We start from the raw sequence: 14,779 nt of genomic DNA on the forward strand, positions 1-14,779 counted from the left end.
TCAACGATTCGGTGACCGCCGTCGAACTCGCCGGGATCACGAAGCGATTCCCCGGTGTCGTGGCCAACCGCGACATCCACCTCACCGTCCGCAAGGGCACCGTCCACGCCCTCGTCGGCGAGAACGGCGCCGGCAAGTCGACCCTGATGAAGATCCTCTACGGCATGCAGAAGCCGGACGAGGGCACCATCGCGGTCGACGGCGAGCAGGTGAGCTTCTCGTCCCCGGCCGACGCCATCGCGCGCGGCATCGGCATGGTGCACCAGCACTTCATGCTCGCGGACAACCTCACCGTCCTGGAGAACGTCGTCCTCGGCAGCGAGAAGCTCTACGGCATCGGCGCCAAGGCCCGGCGCCGGATCAAGGAGCTCTCCGACCGCTACGGACTCGGCGTCGAGCCCGACCGCCTCATGGAGGAGCTCGGAGTCGCCGCCCGCCAGCGCGTGGAGATCCTCAAGGTCCTCTACCGCGGCGCCACCAAGCTGATCCTCGACGAGCCCACCGCGGTGCTCGTCCCGCAGGAGGTCGACGCGCTCTTCGACAACCTCCGCGAGCTCAAGGCCGAGGGCCTGTCGGTCATCTTCATCTCCCACAAGCTGGGCGAGGTCCTGTCCGTCGCCGACGACATCACCGTCATCCGGCGCGGTACGACCGTGGGGACCGCGGTTCCCTCGGAGACGACTCCGCGTCAGCTCGCCGAGATGATGGTCGGCAGCGAACTGCCCACCCCGGAGACGGCCGAGTCGACGGTCACCGACCGGCCCGTGATCACCGTGGACAAGCTCCGGCTCGAGGCCGAGGGCGGCAAGGCGCTCCTCGACGACGTCACCTTCACCATCCACGCCGGTGAGGTCCTGGGCATCGCCGGCGTCGAGGGCAACGGCCAGACCGAGCTGGTCGACGCGCTCATCGGCCTCAAGGGCGCCGACTCCGGCACGATCACCCTCGCCGAGGAGGAGATCACCGGCTGGGCCACCCGCAAGCGCCGTGAGCAGGGCATCGGCTACATCCCCGAGGACCGCCACCGCCACGGACTGCTCCTGGAGGCCCCCCTCTGGGAGAACCGCATCCTCGGCCACGTCACCGAGAGGCCCAACGCCAAGGGCATCTGGCTGGACCCGAAGGCGGCCCAGGAGGACACGCGGCGGATCGTGACGGAGTACGACGTCCGCACGCCGGGCATCGACGTCACCGCGGCCTCCCTGTCCGGCGGCAACCAGCAGAAGCTGATCGTCGGCCGCGAGATGAGTTCCAAGCCGCGCTTCCTGATCGCCTCCCACCCCACCCGCGGTGTGGACGTCGGCGCGCAGGCGGCGATCTGGGACCACATCCGCGAGGCGCGCCGCGAGGGCCTGGCCGTACTGCTGATCTCCGCCGACCTCGACGAGCTGATCGGCCTGTCCGACACGCTCCGGGTGATCTACAACGGCAAGCTGGTCGCGGACGCCGACCCGGCCACCATCACCCCCGAGGAGCTGGGCTCGGCGATGACCGGCGCCGCCGCCGGACACCTTGAGCACGAAGAGACGCCGGAAGCCCCCGAAGACGAGGCCCGCTGATGAAGAAGTTCGACAAGGAGCGCGTGCTCCTCGCCGTGGCCGGTCCGGCCATGGCGCTCGCCGTGGCCTTCGTGATCAGCGCCGTCGTGCTGCTCGCCTCCGGCAAGAACCCGGTCGAGCCGTTCCAGATCATGTTCGAGCAGCTCGGCTACTCGGACAAGCAGGTCCTGATCATCAACCAGGCCTCGCTGTACTACATCGCGGCCCTGGCGGTGGCCATCGGCTTCCGGATGAACCTGTTCAACATCGGCGTCGACGGCCAGTACCAGCTCGGCGCCATGATCGCCGCGATCGTCGGCGCGCACATGAACCTGCCCGCGGTGATCCAGGTCCCGCTGCTGCTCCTGGCGGCCGCCGCGACGGGCTCGCTGTGGGCCGGTATCGCCGGTGTCCTCAAGGTCACCCGTGGAGTGAGCGAGGTCGTGGCGACGATCATGCTCAACGCCATCGCCGTCTCCGTCATCTCCTACCTGTGGCTGCCCGACGTCCTCGGCGTGAAGCAGGGGAACAACAACACCACCGGCGAGATGTACGAGTCCGGCTGGATCCCCGGCTTCGACCTGGGTGACGCCGGCGAGATCTACGGCCTCGTCGTCCTCGCCGCGCTGCTCGGCATCGGCTACTGGGTCCTCCTCAACCGCACCCGCTTCGGCTTCGACCTGCGCGCCTCCGGCGCCTCCGAGTCGGCCGCCACGGCCAGCGGCGTGAACCCCAAGCGCATGGTGCTCAGCGCCATGCTGCTGTCCGGTGCCATCGCGGGTCTGGCGGGTCTGCCGATCCTGATGGGCAGCACGCACACCTACAACCTGAACTTCCCCACCGGCATCGGCTTCCTCGGCATCGGCATCGCGCTGCTCGGCCGCAACAGCCCGGTCGGCATCCTCTTCGCCTCGCTGCTGTGGGCCTGGCTCGACAAGGCCTCCCCCGAGCTGGACTTCTACGACTACGACAAGGAGATCGCGGTCATCATGCAGGGCATCATCGTCCTCGCGGTGGTCGTCTCCTACGAGGTCGTACGCGAGTGGGGTCTGCGCCGCCAGCAGCGCCGCGTCGGCGCCGAGCTGGCCGCCGGGCACGTCCTGGGCGCCACCGACAACAACGTGAAGAAGGAGGTGGCGGGCTGATGACCACCGCGACCGACGTCAACCAGCCCACGCTGGAGCCCGCGGCCCCGGCCGGCCGCCGTATGTCCCTGCCGGTCCTGATGCTGGTCATCGCCGGCGGCCTGGCGCTGACCTCGATCGTCCGCCTCATCACGGACGCCAACGGCATCACCAACGTCAGCCAGATGTCCACCGCCCTGCAGCTCGCCGTGCCGATCGGCCTCGCCGGTCTCGGCGGTCTGTGGGCCGAGCGCGCGGGCGTCGTCAACATCGGCCTCGAGGGCATGATGATCCTGGGCACCTGGTTCGGTGCCTGGGCGGGCTTCCAGTGGGGCCCCTGGACCGGTGTCGTGGTCGGCATCCTCGGCGGCGCCCTCGGCGGCCTGCTGCACGCCTTCGTCACCGTGACGTTCAACGTCAACCACATCGTCTCCGGTGTGGCGATCAACATCCTCGCCCTCGGCGCCACCCGCTACCTGGCCCCGCTGGCCTTCGAGGGCCACTCGGGCGGCTCGGCCAAGCAGTCCCCGCCGGTGGACTCCCTCGGCCACTTCACGGTGCCCGGACTCTCCGACTGGCTGCGTGACCTCAACAACGAGGGCTGGTTCTTCGTCTCGGACGTCGCCGGTCTCCTCGGCGGCCTGGTCACCAACGTCTCCTGGCTGACCCTGATCGCCATCGCGCTGATCCCCGGCACCTGGTGGGTGCTGTGGCGCACCGCGTTCGGCCTGCGCCTGCGCTCCTGCGGCGAGAACCCGGTCGCGGCCGAGTCCCTCGGTGTGAACGTCTACAAGTACAAGTACATCGCCGTGATCATCTCCGGCGGCCTGGCCGGCCTCGGCGGCGCGTTCCTGTCGATCGTGGCCAACCCCTTCTACCTGGAGGGCCAGACCGCGGGCCGCGGCTACATCGGTCTCGCCGCGATGATCTTCGGCAACTGGATGCCGGGCGGCCTCGCCCTGGGTGCCGGCCTGTTCGGTTACACCGACAGCCTCAACCTGCGCGGCGGCTCGGAGAACGTCCACGCCCTGCTGCTGCTCGGCGCGCTGTTGCTGCTCATCGGCGCCGTCTGGCTCGTGATCTCCAAGAAGTACCCCTCGTCGATGATCACCGCTGTGATCGGCGCGCTGGTCCTGGCCTGGTACCTGGGCACCAACGAGGTCCCCAACCAGGTCGTCGCCGCCACGCCGTACGTCATCACCCTGGTCGTGCTGGCCCTGTCCGCGCAGCGTCTGCGCATGCCGAAGGCGGACGGAATGCCGTACCGGAAGGGACAAGGCAAGTGACCTTCGACTGGGAGGCCCTGCGGGCCGTGGCACGGGAGGCCATGTCCCACGCCTACGCGCCCTACTCGGGCTTCCCGGTCGGGGTCGCGGCCCGCGTGGACGACGGCCGCACGGTCTCCGGCTGCAACGTGGAGAACGCCTCCTACGGGCTCGGCCTGTGTGCCGAGTGCGGGCTGGTCTCGGAGCTCCAGCGCACCGGGGGCGGCCGCCTGACGCACTTCACCTGTGTGGACGGCCAGGGCGACATCCTCGTCCCGTGCGGCCGCTGCCGCCAGCTGCTCTACGAGTTCGGCGGGCCGGACCTGCTGCTGGAGACGCCGGCGGGGATCCTGCCGCTGTCGCGGATGCTGCCGCAGGCCTTCGGGCCGGACCATCTCAGCAAGTGACACCACCCCGCGGCCCCTCTGAGAACACCCGCTCAGAGGGGCCGCGACTTTCTTCAGAACGTCGGAAGGAAAGCCATGGCCATGGACGCCATCTCCGTCATCCGCACCAAGCGGGACCGCGGTGAGCTCAGCGACGAGCAGATCGACTGGGTCATCGACGCGTACACCCGCGGCGAGGTCGCCGACGAGCAGATGTCCTCGCTCGCCATGGCGATCCTGCTCAACGGCATGAACCGGCGCGAGATCGCCCGCTGGACCGCGGCGATGATCGCCTCCGGCGAGCGCATGGACTTCTCCTCCCTGTCCCGCCCGACTGCCGACAAGCACTCCACCGGCGGCGTCGGCGACAAGATCACCCTCCCGCTCGCCCCGCTGGTCGCCGCCTGCGGCGCGGCCGTCCCGCAGCTGTCCGGCCGCGGCCTCGGCCACACCGGCGGCACCCTGGACAAGCTGGAGTCGATCCCCGGCTGGCGCGCCCTGCTCTCCAACGAGGAGATGCTGCACGTCCTCGACACCACCGGCGCCGTGATCTGCGCGGCGGGCGACGGCCTGGCCCCGGCCGACAAGAAGCTGTACGCCCTGCGCGACGTCACCGGCACGGTCGAGGCGATCCCTCTGATCGCCTCCTCGATCATGTCGAAGAAGATCGCCGAGGGCACCGGCTCCCTGGTCCTGGACGTGAAGGTCGGCACCGGCGCCTTCATGAAGACCATCGAGGACGCCCGCGAGCTGGCCTCCACCATGGTCGGCCTCGGCACCGACCACGGCGTGAGGACGGTCGCCCTGCTCACCGACATGTCGACCCCGCTCGGCCTCACCGCGGGCAACGCCCTGGAGGTCCGCGAGTCCGTCGAGGTCCTCGCGGGCGGTGGCCCGGCCGACGTCGTCGAGCTGACCGTCGCCCTGGCCCGCGAGATGCTCGACGCGGCCGGAGTGAAGGGCGCCGACCCGGCGAAGGCACTGGCCGACGGCTCCGCGATGGACGTCTGGCGCCGCATGATCGCCGCGCAGGGCGGCGACCCGGACGCCGTGCTGCCCGTCGCCCGCGAGCAGCACGTGATCAAGGCGCCCTCCTCGGGCGTCCTCACCCGCCTCGACGCGTACGGCATCGGCGTCGCCGCCTGGCGCCTCGGCGCGGGCCGCGCCCGCAAGGAGGACCCGGTGCAGGCGGGCGCGGGCGTCGAGATGCACGCCAAGCCCGGCGACACCGTCACCGAGGGCCAGCCGCTGCTGACCCTGCACACGGACACGCCCGAGCGCTTCGAGTACGCCCTCCAGGCGGTCGAGGGCTCCTACGACGTCGCCGCCCCGGGCACGGCCTTCACGGCCTCGCCGGTGGTGCTGGAGCGCATCGCCTGACCGGGAGTCCCGCTCTCCCGCCCGAACGGGACCGTGCCCTCGCGCCGGTCCCGTTCGGCATGCCGGCCGTCAGCCGAGCAGCGCCGCCACGACCACCAGGACCGGCACCGACACCACCGTCGACAGCAGGATCGCCTCCCGGGCCAGCACCTCGCCGACCCGGTATGTGCTCGCGTACGTGAAGAGGTTCTGCGCGGCGGGCAGCGCCGAGGTCACCACCACGTCCAGCAGCGGCGCCCCGCGCAGGCCGAAGACGCCCGCCGCCAGGAGCCAGGCGGTCACGGGCTGCACGAGCGTCTTGAGACCGACGGCCAGCAGGACCGGCGCCCGCTCCGCGCCGCGCAGTGGCAGGGAGCTGCCGCGCAGGGCGATACCGAAGGCCAGCAGCGCGGCGGGCACGGACATGTTGCCGATGAGCGTGAGCGGGTCCAGTACCGGGGCCGGCACCCGCAGGCCCGCCGCCGAGACCGCCACCCCGGCCAGCGATCCCACGGCTATCGGGTTGCGCAGCGGCGTCAGCACCCGCTGCACCAGCGGACGCTTCGCCCCGCCGCTCGCCAGGTCCAGCACCGTCACCGCCACCGGCGTCACGCCGACCAGCTGGAACAGCAGCACCGGCGCCACCAGTGAGGCGTCGCCGAGGACGTACACCGCGATCGGTATGCCCAGGTTCCCCGAGTTGACGTACCCCGCGCACAGCGCGCCGATCGTCGTACGGGCCACCCCCCACCGGCGTACTACACCCGCCGCCACGAACAGCCCGGCCACGGCCGCCGTGCTCAGGGCCGTCACCAGCAGCCGGGTCGAGAAGACCACCGACAGATCGGCCCGGGCCAGCACCGTGAACAGCAGCGCCGGGGTCGCCACGTGGAAGGCGAGCCTGGTGAGGACGTCACGGCCCTGCCCGCCCAGACAGCCCCGCAAACCGATCACATACCCGACGCCGATCACCACGACGATCACGGCGAAGCCGCTCAGTACCCCCTGCACGGCGCCTCTCCGGCGGGTCGGCGGTCGGCTTCGGGACAGGCGTACGGCATGGGCGGCTGTGGTGGTCGGGGCACGGCAGCAACCCTTGGGCAGGGCTCGGGCCCCGGTCAATGTGACGCCGACTACGAGGGCGCCGCGATGAGTTCCCGGAGTCCGTGCGGTCTACCGCACGTGGACGCCATGAGACCCGCCGTACTCGTGATCGCAGGCCCCGTCATCCGGAGCGAGGTGACGGGGTGGTGCGACGCCGTGCGCGGCGCGCTGGAGTCGACCCGCGCCGGGGTCGTGGAGTGCGACGTGGCCGGGATCGGGCCGCCGGGGCTCGCGGCCGTCGACCTGCTGGCGCGGATGCAGCTCACCGCACGCAGGACCGGCGGCCGGATACGGCTGCGCGACCCCGACCCGGCGCTATGCGCGCTGCTCGATCTCGTCGGACTCCGCTTCGAGGTGTGGGGGCAGCCCGAACAGCGGGAACCACCGTTCGACGTCGAGGAAGAAGTGGAAACCGGTGATCCGGCCCGCTGAGATCTCCAGCACCTGGATCGCCCAGGGGGTGTAGCCGCCCCTCTCCTCGTCCGGCTTGTAGTGCGCGAAGCCGGGCAGGCCGTTGACCTCGACCGCGCGCAGCCGCGAACCGGCGCAGCCGGCGCCGAGCGTGGTCATGAAGCCGGTGATGTCGTCCGTCCCCACCAGCCACAGGTCGAACGGCGGCATCGTCATGACGGCGTCCTCGTGCAGGATCGCCGTCAGCGCCGCCATGTCGTAGCCCTCGAAGGCCGCGACATAGCGCTCCAGGAGCTTCTTCTGCTCCTCGTCCAGCGGGTCCGACACGGCCGCGTCGGCGCCCGACTCGGAGCGCTCCGAGAGCGTGGCGCGGGCCCGCTGGAGGGCGCTGTTGACGGAGGCGACCGAGGTGCCGAGCAGCTCTGCCACCTCGCTCGCCCGCCACGCCAGCACCTCGCGCAGTATCAGCACCGCGCGCTGCTTGGGCGGCAGTTGCTGGAGGGCGGCCATGAACGCCAGCCGCACCGACTCCTTGGCGACGGCCGCCTCCGCCGGGTCGGCGGTCGTGGGCAGCACCCGGGTGTCCGGCATGGGCTCCAGCCAGGTGTGGTCGGGGCGGGGGGAGAGCGCGGCCCGCGCCAGCGGGGTCGCCTCCGACAGGTCCATCGGTCTGGCCCGCTTGTTGCCCGCGGTCAGCATGTCCAGGCAGACGTTCGTCGCGATCCGGTACAGCCAGGACCGGAGGCTGGAGCGGCCCTCGAACCTGTCGTAGCTGCGCCAGGCCCGCACGAGTGTGTCCTGGACCGCGTCCTCGGCCTCGAAGGAGGAGCCGAGCATGCGGTAGCAGTAGCCCGTCAGCTCGACGCGGTGCTTCTCCAACTCGACGTCGAGGTCTGTCGTCGTCGCGGTGTCGCCCATCGTCCACCCACCCCTGTGGCCGGTCCTGTGTCGTACGCCTCATTGCGTCCAGCACTTCGGAAGCTACCCCAGCCCACTGACAATGGCCCGCCGCCCCAGCAAAACAGCTGGTCAACGGGCCCTTCCCTGCCTGTTGCACGTTGCGGGGTGCAGGTCCGCCGCCGCCGTTCGCGCAGTTCCCCGCGCCCCTTTTGGCCTGCGCGGCCGGCGCCCTCGCTCCTGTGCGCTTCCGGGCGCGGGTGCGTTGTGGCCGTTCGCGCAGTTCCTCGCGGCCCTTGAGTCTGCGGGTGCGTCGTGGCCGTTCGCGCAGTTCCTCGCGGCCCTTGAGTCTGCGGGTCCGTCGTGGCCGTTCGCGCAGTTCCCCGCGCCCCTTGAATGTGCGGGTCCGTCGTGGCTGGTCGCGCAGTTCCTCGTGACCCTTTGGTCGTCCTTGCGTCGGTGGGGCGGCGGGCGTGGTCGCTTTTAGGGGCGCGGGGAACCGCGCGACCAGCCACATGCGGGCCGCACCCGGCCGGGGAGGGGGTGGATCCACCACGCCTTCTTGGGGGCGCGGGGAACTGCGCGAACGGCCACGACGCACCCGCACCCGGCGATGAAGAGGGGACGGGGCCCCCTTACGCCGCCCGGCCCGCCGCAAGCGATGCCGCTCTCGTGCCGGCCAGGGTGATCCCCACAACCCCCACCACCGCGGCGACGCCGACCCCCACCGTCCCGCCCCAGCCCCCCGCGTGGAACGCCACCGCCCCGACTGTGCTGCCGACACTGGAGCCGACGTAGTACGCGGACTGGTAGAGCGCGGAAGCCTGCGCACGCCCCCGCGTCGCCGTCCTGCTGACCGCCGAGGACGCCACCGCGTGCCCCGCGAAGAAGCCGGCCGTGACGAGGACCAGGCCCAGCAGGACGAGGACGAGGGAGTCGGCGAGGGACAGCAGCAGCCCCGCCGCGGTCGTGCCGCCGGCCAGGTACAGCGCGCCCCGGCGGCCCACCCGCCCCTGAAGACGGCCGGCGGTGGACGCCGACACCGTACCCACGAGGTAGACCAGGAAGATCGAGCCGACGACGCCCTGCGGCAGGGAGAACGGCTCATCCGTCAGGCGGTAGCCGATGGCGGTGTACACCCCGCCGAACACCGTCATGAACAGCGCCCCGATGGCGTAGAGCCGGCGCAGCAGCGGATCGGCGAGATGGCCGCGGACCGTGCGCACGAGCACCGCAGGACGCAGCGAGCCCGGCGTGAAGTGCTTCGGCGCGGGCAGCAGCAGCCGGAAGGCGACCGCGCAGGCCACCGCCAGCACACCGATCACACCGAGGGCGGCCCGCCAGCCCCACTCCTGGGCCACCCAGCCCGTGACGACCCGCCCGCTCATCCCGCCGACGCTGTTGCCCGCGACGAACAGACCGATCGCGGTGACCAGCGCCCGCGGCCGGACCTCCTCAGCGAGATACGCCGTCGCCGAGGCCGGCAGGCCCGCCAGCGCCGCGCCCTGCACCGCGCGCAGCGCCACCAGGGCGGGCAGCGAGGGCGCGAGGGGGACGAGGACCGCCACGGTCACGGCGACCGCCAGCGACCAGGTCATGACCGTACGCCGTCCGAACCGCTCGGACAGCGCGCTCATCGGGAGCACGAACACCGCGAGGCCGCCCGTCGCGGCCGCCACCGTCCAGCTCGCCTGTCCCGCGCTCACCCCGAAGTCGGCGGAGATCAGCGGCAGCAGCGCCTGCGTGGCGTACAGCAGGGCGAACGTCGCCACACCGGCCAGGAAGAGCGCGAGGCTCATCCGCCGGTAACCGGGACCGCCCGGAGTCATCCGGGAGTCGGCGGTGGGTGCGGCGGGGGACGGAGGAGCGGCGTCCACGACGGTGGACGCCCCGGTATCGGCGGGATTCATGCTTCGACCGTACGGAGATCGCCGCTCATCCGTCCAATGCATGGAATCGGCATAATCGTTCCCGTGATGCATCAGCAGAGGTCAGGTCAGCGCCTGTCACCGAGTGGTGACACAGAAGACATCGTCGCCCTGCTCGCGCCGCGCCTCGCGCACTTCGCCGGGGTCGCCCGCACCGAGCACGTGACACGGGCCGCGCAGGAGATGAACGTCCCCCAGTCGACGCTGTCGCGCGCGATGGTCCGGCTCGAACAGGACCTGGGCGTGGACCTGTTCGCCCGCCGCGGCCGGACCGTGTTGCTCACGCCCGCCGGCCGCACCTTCCTCGGTTCCGTCGAACGGGCCCTCGCCGAGATCGAACGGGCGGCCGAGGAGGTGCGCGCCGACGCCGACCCGGCGGCGGGCAAGGTCGCCTTCGGCTTTCTGCACACCATGGGCGCCGAGACCGTGCCGGGACTGATCCACGCCTTCCGCGCCGACCACCCCCGGGTCCGCTTCAGCCTGGTGCAGAACTACGGCGAGGCCATGCTGGAGCGGCTGCGCGCGGGGGAGCTCGACCTGTGTCTGACCTCGCCCGTCCCGGACGCCCCCGACCTGGTCGGGCGCCGGCTGGACGAGCAGAAGCTGCGGCTGGTGGTGCCCGCCGACCACCGTCTCGCCGCACGCAGGCGGGTACGGCTCGCCGAGGCCGCCGACGAGGCGTTCGTGACCCTGGAACCCGGCTACGGACTGCGCCGCATCACCGACGACCTCTGCAAGGAGGCAGGTTTCCGGCCCCGGATCGCCTTCGAGGGCGAGGAGGCGGAGACCCTGCGGGGCCTGGTCGCCGCCGGACTGGGCGTCGCCCTGCTGCCGCCGCCGGCCGTGCCCCGGCCGGGCGTCGCCGAACTGACGGTGACGGCCCCCCGCGCTGCCCGCGAGATCGGCGTGGCCTGGCTGGAGGGGCGGCCGGACACCCCGCCCGTGGCGGCGTTCAAGAAGTTCCTGCTGTCCAGGCGGGGCCGCCTGCTGCACGAGTGAGACGTGCCCGAGGCCCTTCTGGCGGCCCTAGTGATGCCGCAGCGACCGTCCGAACCCGGACGCCAGGGGCATGCGCAGCCCGAGCGGCGGCGGGGCGGCGAGGGCGTCCTCGACCGGGCGGGAGAAGGCGCGGTCGAACAGGGCGCCCATCACGAAGTCCTCGGTCAGGCACATCACTTCGTCGCGATGCTGCTGCAAGGCGTGCCGGTCCGAGTGGACTTCGAAGCGGCACACCTCGCGGTTCGCCTTCTTCGCGCGCGTCGCGAGCCGGAAGGACAGCTCGGGGTCGGTGCGCTCGTCGTTGGTGCCGTGCACGATCAGCACCCGGCGTCCGGCGAGCTGCTTCACCGGTTCGGGTGGTGCGGCCATGTCCTCCTCGGGCAGCCAAGGGGCGAGCGCGACCACGGAGTTGACGGCCTCGTGGCCGCCCGCGTGCAGCGCCGCCCGGCCGCCCATGTCGATGCCCGCCAGGCACACGGGGACGTCGCCGTAGCGGCGTACGGCCTCGCCGGCGGCCCAGGAGGCGTCGCGGGCGAGGTGCGCCTCGCTGCCGTTCCAGCCGCGGTAGCGGTAGTGGACGACGTGCGCGGCCAGGCCCTCCTGCCGTCCCGCACGGGCCAGACGGCGTCCGAGCGCGCGGACGGAGCCCGCCGCGAGCAGGGCGGACGGACGGCGGGTCGACCGCTCGTCGCCGCCCGGGAGCAGCAGCACCACCCCGCTCACCGCCGTCGGTTCCGGACCGAACGCCCGTCCCAGCCGGGCTTCGCGAACCGGCGTCGCATGCTGTGCCATGACAGAACAGTGTCAGAAGCGTGCGTGTACGCCACCCGTCCGTGGGGTCACCGTTGCGTATCGGCCGAGTTGCGGCGACGGGCGATCTACGCGCGTAGGAGTTAGAGTGCGGAAATGACGAGCCAGACTGACCGGATGGGGACCACCCCGAGCCCGGACCAGATCCGCCGGGCACCCAAGGTACTGCTGCACGACCATCTCGACGGCGGGCTGCGGCCCGGCACGATCGTCGAACTGGCCCAGGAACAGGGCTACTCCGCGCTCCCCGAGACCGACCCGGCCGAACTGGACCTCTGGTTCCGCGAGGCCGCCGACTCCGGCTCCCTGGAACGCTATCTGGAGACCTTCTCGCACACCGTCGGCGTCATGCAGACCCGCGACGCCCTCGTCCGGGTCGCCCGCGAGTGCGCGGAGGACCTCGCCGAGGACGGCGTCGTCTACGCCGAGGTGCGCTACGCCCCCGAACAGCATCTGGAGGGCGGCCTCAGCCTCGAAGAGGTCGTCGAGGCCGTCAACGAGGGCTTCCGGCAGGGCGAGCGCACCGCCCGCGAGAACGGCCACCGCATCCGGGTCGGGGCGCTGCTCACCGCCATGCGGCACGCCGCCCGAGCCCTGGAGATCGCCGAACTCGCCAACCGCTACCGCGACCTCGGCGTCGTCGGCTTCGACATCGCCGGGGCGGAGGCGGGCTTCCCGCCCACCCGGCACCTCGACGCCTTCGAGTACCTCAAGCGCGAGAACAACCACTTCACCATCCACGCCGGTGAGGCCTTCGGGCTGCCCTCCATCTGGCAGGCCCTCCAGTGGTGCGGCGCCGACCGGCTCGGGCACGGCGTGCGCATCATCGACGACATCGAGGTCAAGGACGACGGCACGGTCCACCTCGGCCGCCTCGCCTCCTACGTCCGCGACAAGCGCATTCCGCTGGAGATGTGCCCGAGCTCCAACCTCCAGACCGGCGCCGCCGCCTCCTACGCCGAGCACCCCATCGGGCTGCTGCGCCGCCTCCACTTCCGCACCACGGTAAATACCGACAACCGACTTATGTCGGGCACGAGTATGAGCCGGGAATTCGAGCATCTCGTCGAGGCGTTCGGTTATACGCTCGACGACCTCCAGTGGTTCTCCGTCAATGCGATGAAATCAGCGTTCATTCCTTTCGATGAACGACTGGCGATGATCAACGACGTCATCAAGCCCGGTTACGCCGAGCTGAAGTCCGAATGGCTGTTTCAACAGACCGCTTCGACCAGCGGTTCTGGGTCGTCGGAGGGCTGATCGGGAGACGGGGAATGCGGGCGGGCTTTCACAAGCCGTCCGCATTTCGGTGTTTGCGGTCGGCCCTGCGGCGTGTTTACGTTCGGGAACCGCTTCCGTCCCCCGTTCAGTCTTCGATTTCAGTCAAGGACGCATTTAACGATGAAGCAGTCTGCTGCCAAGACCCTCGGTGTCGCCGCGCTCGGTGCCGCCTTCGCCGCGACCGGCGCGGGCGCCGCGAACGCCGCCCCGGCCCTGCCCGACGCCGGCCAGGCGCTTGGCACCGTCGCCCAGGTCCTGCCGGGTGCCGGTGAGGCCCTCAGCCAGGCACAGCCCGCCCTCGCCGCCGGCGTCGCCGCCGCGCAGCCCGTTGCCGAGAAGGCGCTCGCCGACGGTCCGACCAAGCCGGCCGCGGGCCTGCTCGGCGGTCTGCCGGTGGGTGGCCTGCCCACCAAGGGCCTGCCCGTGAACGGCCTCCCGCTGGGCTGACCCAGATACCCCTGCGCCGTCGGGGCGCGTCCCGGATCTCCGGGCGCGCCCCGACGGCGTACGCGCAGGCGGCGGCTCACCAGGCCGTACGGACCTTGTTCTCCGAGGGGAGGAGTATCCACAGCGCGATGTACAGCAGGAACTGCGGACCCGGCAGCAGACAGGACGCCAGGAAGATCACGCGCATCGCGGTGGCGGAGATGCCGAAGCGCCGAGCCAGCGCGGCGCACACTCCGCCGATCATCCGGCCGTTCGCGGGGCGGGCAGGGCGGGACATGGCGGCTCCTTCGTGAGCTGATCCGAGGCGGCCCCGGTGGCTGCCTCATCTGCTCTCAACGCTACGGAGACGAAGGGGGCATAGCGTCGCTCCACGGGGCGATCCCGACCCTGGGAATCGTCGGGGTCCGACCCTGAGCGGGCCCCTCATGCGGCCGCTCCTCCCGCCCCTCGGCCAGACGGCGCAGCCGTGCGCGGCCCAGCGGGACCACCGCGAGATGCGCGAGCACGACGCCCGCGGTGTTCAGCAGCAGCGAGTCGACGTCCGTGACCTGGCCGGGTACGCCCGTCTGGAGCAGCTCGATGGCCAGGGAGATCAGGGCGCCCGCGGTCGCGGTACGCAGCAGGGAGCCCAGCGGGGAGACGGTCAGTCTGCCGCTCGCGACCGGCAGCAGGACGCCCAGCGGCGCCAGCAGCACCAGCCCCTCGCCGATCCTGCGGGCGGCTTCGAGACCGCCCAGCGCCAGGTCCGCGCGGATGCCGGCGAACGGGCGCAGGTTCGCGGGCATGACCCAGGGGACGTCGAGCGGCCGCAGCGTGAACCAGGCGACGAGCGCGAGATGTGCGACGAGGAGGACACCTCCGGTCACACGGATGCGGAACGCGGCGTTGCCGCCCATGGAGCCTTGACGCTGCACGCCCCCCAAGACGCGGCGTCCCGCGCAAACGGTTCCGCCACAACAGGTGTGAGGCCTACGCCACATTCCGGCCGATGCTCGGGCGGCGCACAACTCGGCGTCAGCGACGTACCGCCCGGTGGTCGCTGAGGGCGGGGCGCCGCGCGACCCGGCGTCAGGAAGTGCCGCTGGGTCGTCGCTGGGGCGGGGGCGTCACGCAGCTCGGCGTCAGTGAGGCGCCGCCGCGCCCACCCGTGCCGCCCCTAGCGGCACGCATGCCCGCGGCTAGGGCGGCGCGCAGCCCGCGTACGGCGGGGAGGGGACGGGGCGGGGGGTG

Annotated in this window: 15 protein-coding genes; 9 read left to right on the top strand and 6 right to left on the bottom strand. The window is 71.7% G+C overall.

Annotation, left to right across the window (positions count from 1 at the left end; translation table 11 throughout):
- Window positions 1-11: 11 nt before the first annotated feature.
- The 5 genes from ACFYR0_RS00675 (at window position 12) to ACFYR0_RS00695 (ending at window position 5,693) form a co-directional block, all read left to right on the top strand.
- Complete coding sequence (locus ACFYR0_RS00675; protein WP_389320053.1) at window positions 12-1,559, top strand: ABC transporter ATP-binding protein; 1,548 nt, start codon at window positions 12-14, stop codon at window positions 1,557-1,559.
- Entirely contained in the window at window positions 1,559-2,683 is a 1,125-nt protein-coding gene (locus ACFYR0_RS00680; RefSeq protein ID WP_389320056.1) for an ABC transporter permease, read from the top strand. Before ACFYR0_RS00675 ends, ACFYR0_RS00680 begins: the two co-directional genes overlap by 1 nt.
- A complete protein-coding gene (locus ACFYR0_RS00685; protein ID WP_389320059.1) occupies window positions 2,683-3,948 on the top strand; it encodes an ABC transporter permease in 1,266 nt (421 codons plus the stop codon). The genes ACFYR0_RS00680 and ACFYR0_RS00685 overlap by 1 nt, the downstream gene beginning before the upstream one ends.
- Window positions 3,945-4,334, top strand: a complete 390-nt coding sequence (locus tag ACFYR0_RS00690) for a cytidine deaminase (protein WP_386377497.1) — start codon at window positions 3,945-3,947, stop codon at window positions 4,332-4,334. The genes ACFYR0_RS00685 and ACFYR0_RS00690 overlap by 4 nt, the downstream gene beginning before the upstream one ends.
- A gap of 81 nt (window positions 4,335-4,415) precedes the next feature.
- On the top strand, window positions 4,416-5,693 hold the full coding sequence (locus ACFYR0_RS00695; protein ID WP_389320062.1) for a thymidine phosphorylase: 1,278 nt from the start codon (window positions 4,416-4,418) through the stop codon (window positions 5,691-5,693).
- 69 nt (window positions 5,694-5,762) lie between these two features.
- On the opposite strand, the gene ACFYR0_RS00700 is transcribed toward ACFYR0_RS00695, so the two are convergent.
- Window positions 5,763-6,683, bottom strand: a complete 921-nt coding sequence (locus ACFYR0_RS00700; RefSeq protein ID WP_389320065.1) for an AEC family transporter — start codon at window positions 6,681-6,683, stop codon at window positions 5,763-5,765.
- Window positions 6,684-6,863: 180 nt separating this feature from the next.
- On the opposite strand from ACFYR0_RS00700, the gene ACFYR0_RS00705 reads away from it, so the two are divergent.
- The gene (locus tag ACFYR0_RS00705; protein ID WP_389320068.1) at window positions 6,864-7,208 is read left to right on the top strand and encodes an STAS domain-containing protein; all 345 of its coding nucleotides are present in this window, start codon (window positions 6,864-6,866) and stop codon (window positions 7,206-7,208) included.
- Here the strand turns inward: ACFYR0_RS00705 and ACFYR0_RS00710 are convergent.
- Together ACFYR0_RS00710 and ACFYR0_RS00715 are read right to left on the bottom strand one after the other, a co-directional pair.
- A complete protein-coding gene (locus tag ACFYR0_RS00710; RefSeq protein WP_389320071.1) occupies window positions 7,092-8,105 on the bottom strand; it encodes a sigma-70 family RNA polymerase sigma factor in 1,014 nt (337 codons plus the stop codon). The genes ACFYR0_RS00705 and ACFYR0_RS00710 overlap by 117 nt on opposite strands.
- A gap of 614 nt (window positions 8,106-8,719) precedes the next feature.
- Window positions 8,720-9,994 (bottom strand): MFS transporter, encoded by a 1,275-nt coding sequence (locus ACFYR0_RS00715; RefSeq protein WP_389320074.1) that lies wholly within the window; start codon window positions 9,992-9,994, stop codon window positions 8,720-8,722.
- 63 nt (window positions 9,995-10,057) lie between these two features.
- Between ACFYR0_RS00715 and ACFYR0_RS00720 the strand changes: the two genes are divergently transcribed.
- Window positions 10,058-11,011, top strand: coding sequence for a LysR substrate-binding domain-containing protein (locus tag ACFYR0_RS00720; RefSeq protein WP_389320077.1), 954 nt, complete (start codon window positions 10,058-10,060; stop codon window positions 11,009-11,011).
- Window positions 11,012-11,038: 27 nt separating this feature from the next.
- Here ACFYR0_RS00720 and ACFYR0_RS00725 read toward each other — a convergent pair whose 3' ends face one another.
- Window positions 11,039-11,803 carry an alpha/beta hydrolase family protein gene (locus ACFYR0_RS00725; RefSeq protein ID WP_389320080.1) on the bottom strand — a complete coding sequence of 255 codons (765 nt, stop codon included), beginning with the start codon at window positions 11,801-11,803 and terminating at the stop codon, window positions 11,039-11,041.
- A 114-nt stretch (window positions 11,804-11,917) separates the two neighbouring features.
- On the opposite strand from ACFYR0_RS00725, the gene ACFYR0_RS00730 reads away from it, so the two are divergent.
- Window positions 11,918-13,081, top strand: a complete 1,164-nt coding sequence (locus ACFYR0_RS00730) for an adenosine deaminase (protein WP_389320082.1) — start codon at window positions 11,918-11,920, stop codon at window positions 13,079-13,081.
- 141 nt (window positions 13,082-13,222) lie between these two features.
- Complete coding sequence (locus ACFYR0_RS00735) at window positions 13,223-13,549, top strand: ATP-binding protein (protein ID WP_389320085.1); 327 nt, start codon at window positions 13,223-13,225, stop codon at window positions 13,547-13,549.
- A gap of 76 nt (window positions 13,550-13,625) precedes the next feature.
- Here the strand turns inward: ACFYR0_RS00735 and ACFYR0_RS00740 are convergent, their stop codons facing one another.
- A complete protein-coding gene (locus tag ACFYR0_RS00740; RefSeq protein ID WP_389320088.1) occupies window positions 13,626-13,826 on the bottom strand; it encodes a PspC domain-containing protein in 201 nt (66 codons plus the stop codon).
- 61 nt (window positions 13,827-13,887) lie between these two features.
- The gene (locus ACFYR0_RS00745; RefSeq protein WP_389320091.1) at window positions 13,888-14,463 is read right to left on the bottom strand and encodes a VanZ family protein; all 576 of its coding nucleotides are present in this window, start codon (window positions 14,461-14,463) and stop codon (window positions 13,888-13,890) included.
- Between the last annotated feature and the right edge of the window lie 316 nt (window positions 14,464-14,779).

Origin of the sequence: Streptomyces sp. NPDC005017, assembly GCF_042873115.1 — a bacterium.
Classification (GTDB): Bacteria; Actinomycetota; Actinomycetes; order Streptomycetales; family Streptomycetaceae; genus Streptomyces.

Coding starts and splice junctions, on each gene's coding strand:
- ACFYR0_RS00715 (WP_389320074.1), bottom strand. CDS start 9,994: ATGAATCCCGCCGATACCGGGGCGTCCACCGTCGTGGACGCCGCTCCT.
- ACFYR0_RS00735 (WP_389320085.1), top strand. CDS start 13,223: ATGAAGCAGTCTGCTGCCAAGACCCTCGGTGTCGCCGCGCTCGGTGCC.
- ACFYR0_RS00740 (WP_389320088.1), bottom strand. CDS start 13,826: ATGTCCCGCCCTGCCCGCCCCGCGAACGGCCGGATGATCGGCGGAGTG.
- ACFYR0_RS00705 (WP_389320068.1), top strand. CDS start 6,864: ATGAGACCCGCCGTACTCGTGATCGCAGGCCCCGTCATCCGGAGCGAG.
- ACFYR0_RS00680 (WP_389320056.1), top strand. CDS start 1,559: ATGAAGAAGTTCGACAAGGAGCGCGTGCTCCTCGCCGTGGCCGGTCCG.
- ACFYR0_RS00710 (WP_389320071.1), bottom strand. CDS start 8,105: ATGGGCGACACCGCGACGACGACAGACCTCGACGTCGAGTTGGAGAAG.
- ACFYR0_RS00685 (WP_389320059.1), top strand. CDS start 2,683: ATGACCACCGCGACCGACGTCAACCAGCCCACGCTGGAGCCCGCGGCC.
- ACFYR0_RS00695 (WP_389320062.1), top strand. CDS start 4,416: ATGGACGCCATCTCCGTCATCCGCACCAAGCGGGACCGCGGTGAGCTC.
- ACFYR0_RS00730 (WP_389320082.1), top strand. CDS start 11,918: ATGACGAGCCAGACTGACCGGATGGGGACCACCCCGAGCCCGGACCAG.
- ACFYR0_RS00725 (WP_389320080.1), bottom strand. CDS start 11,803: ATGGCACAGCATGCGACGCCGGTTCGCGAAGCCCGGCTGGGACGGGCG.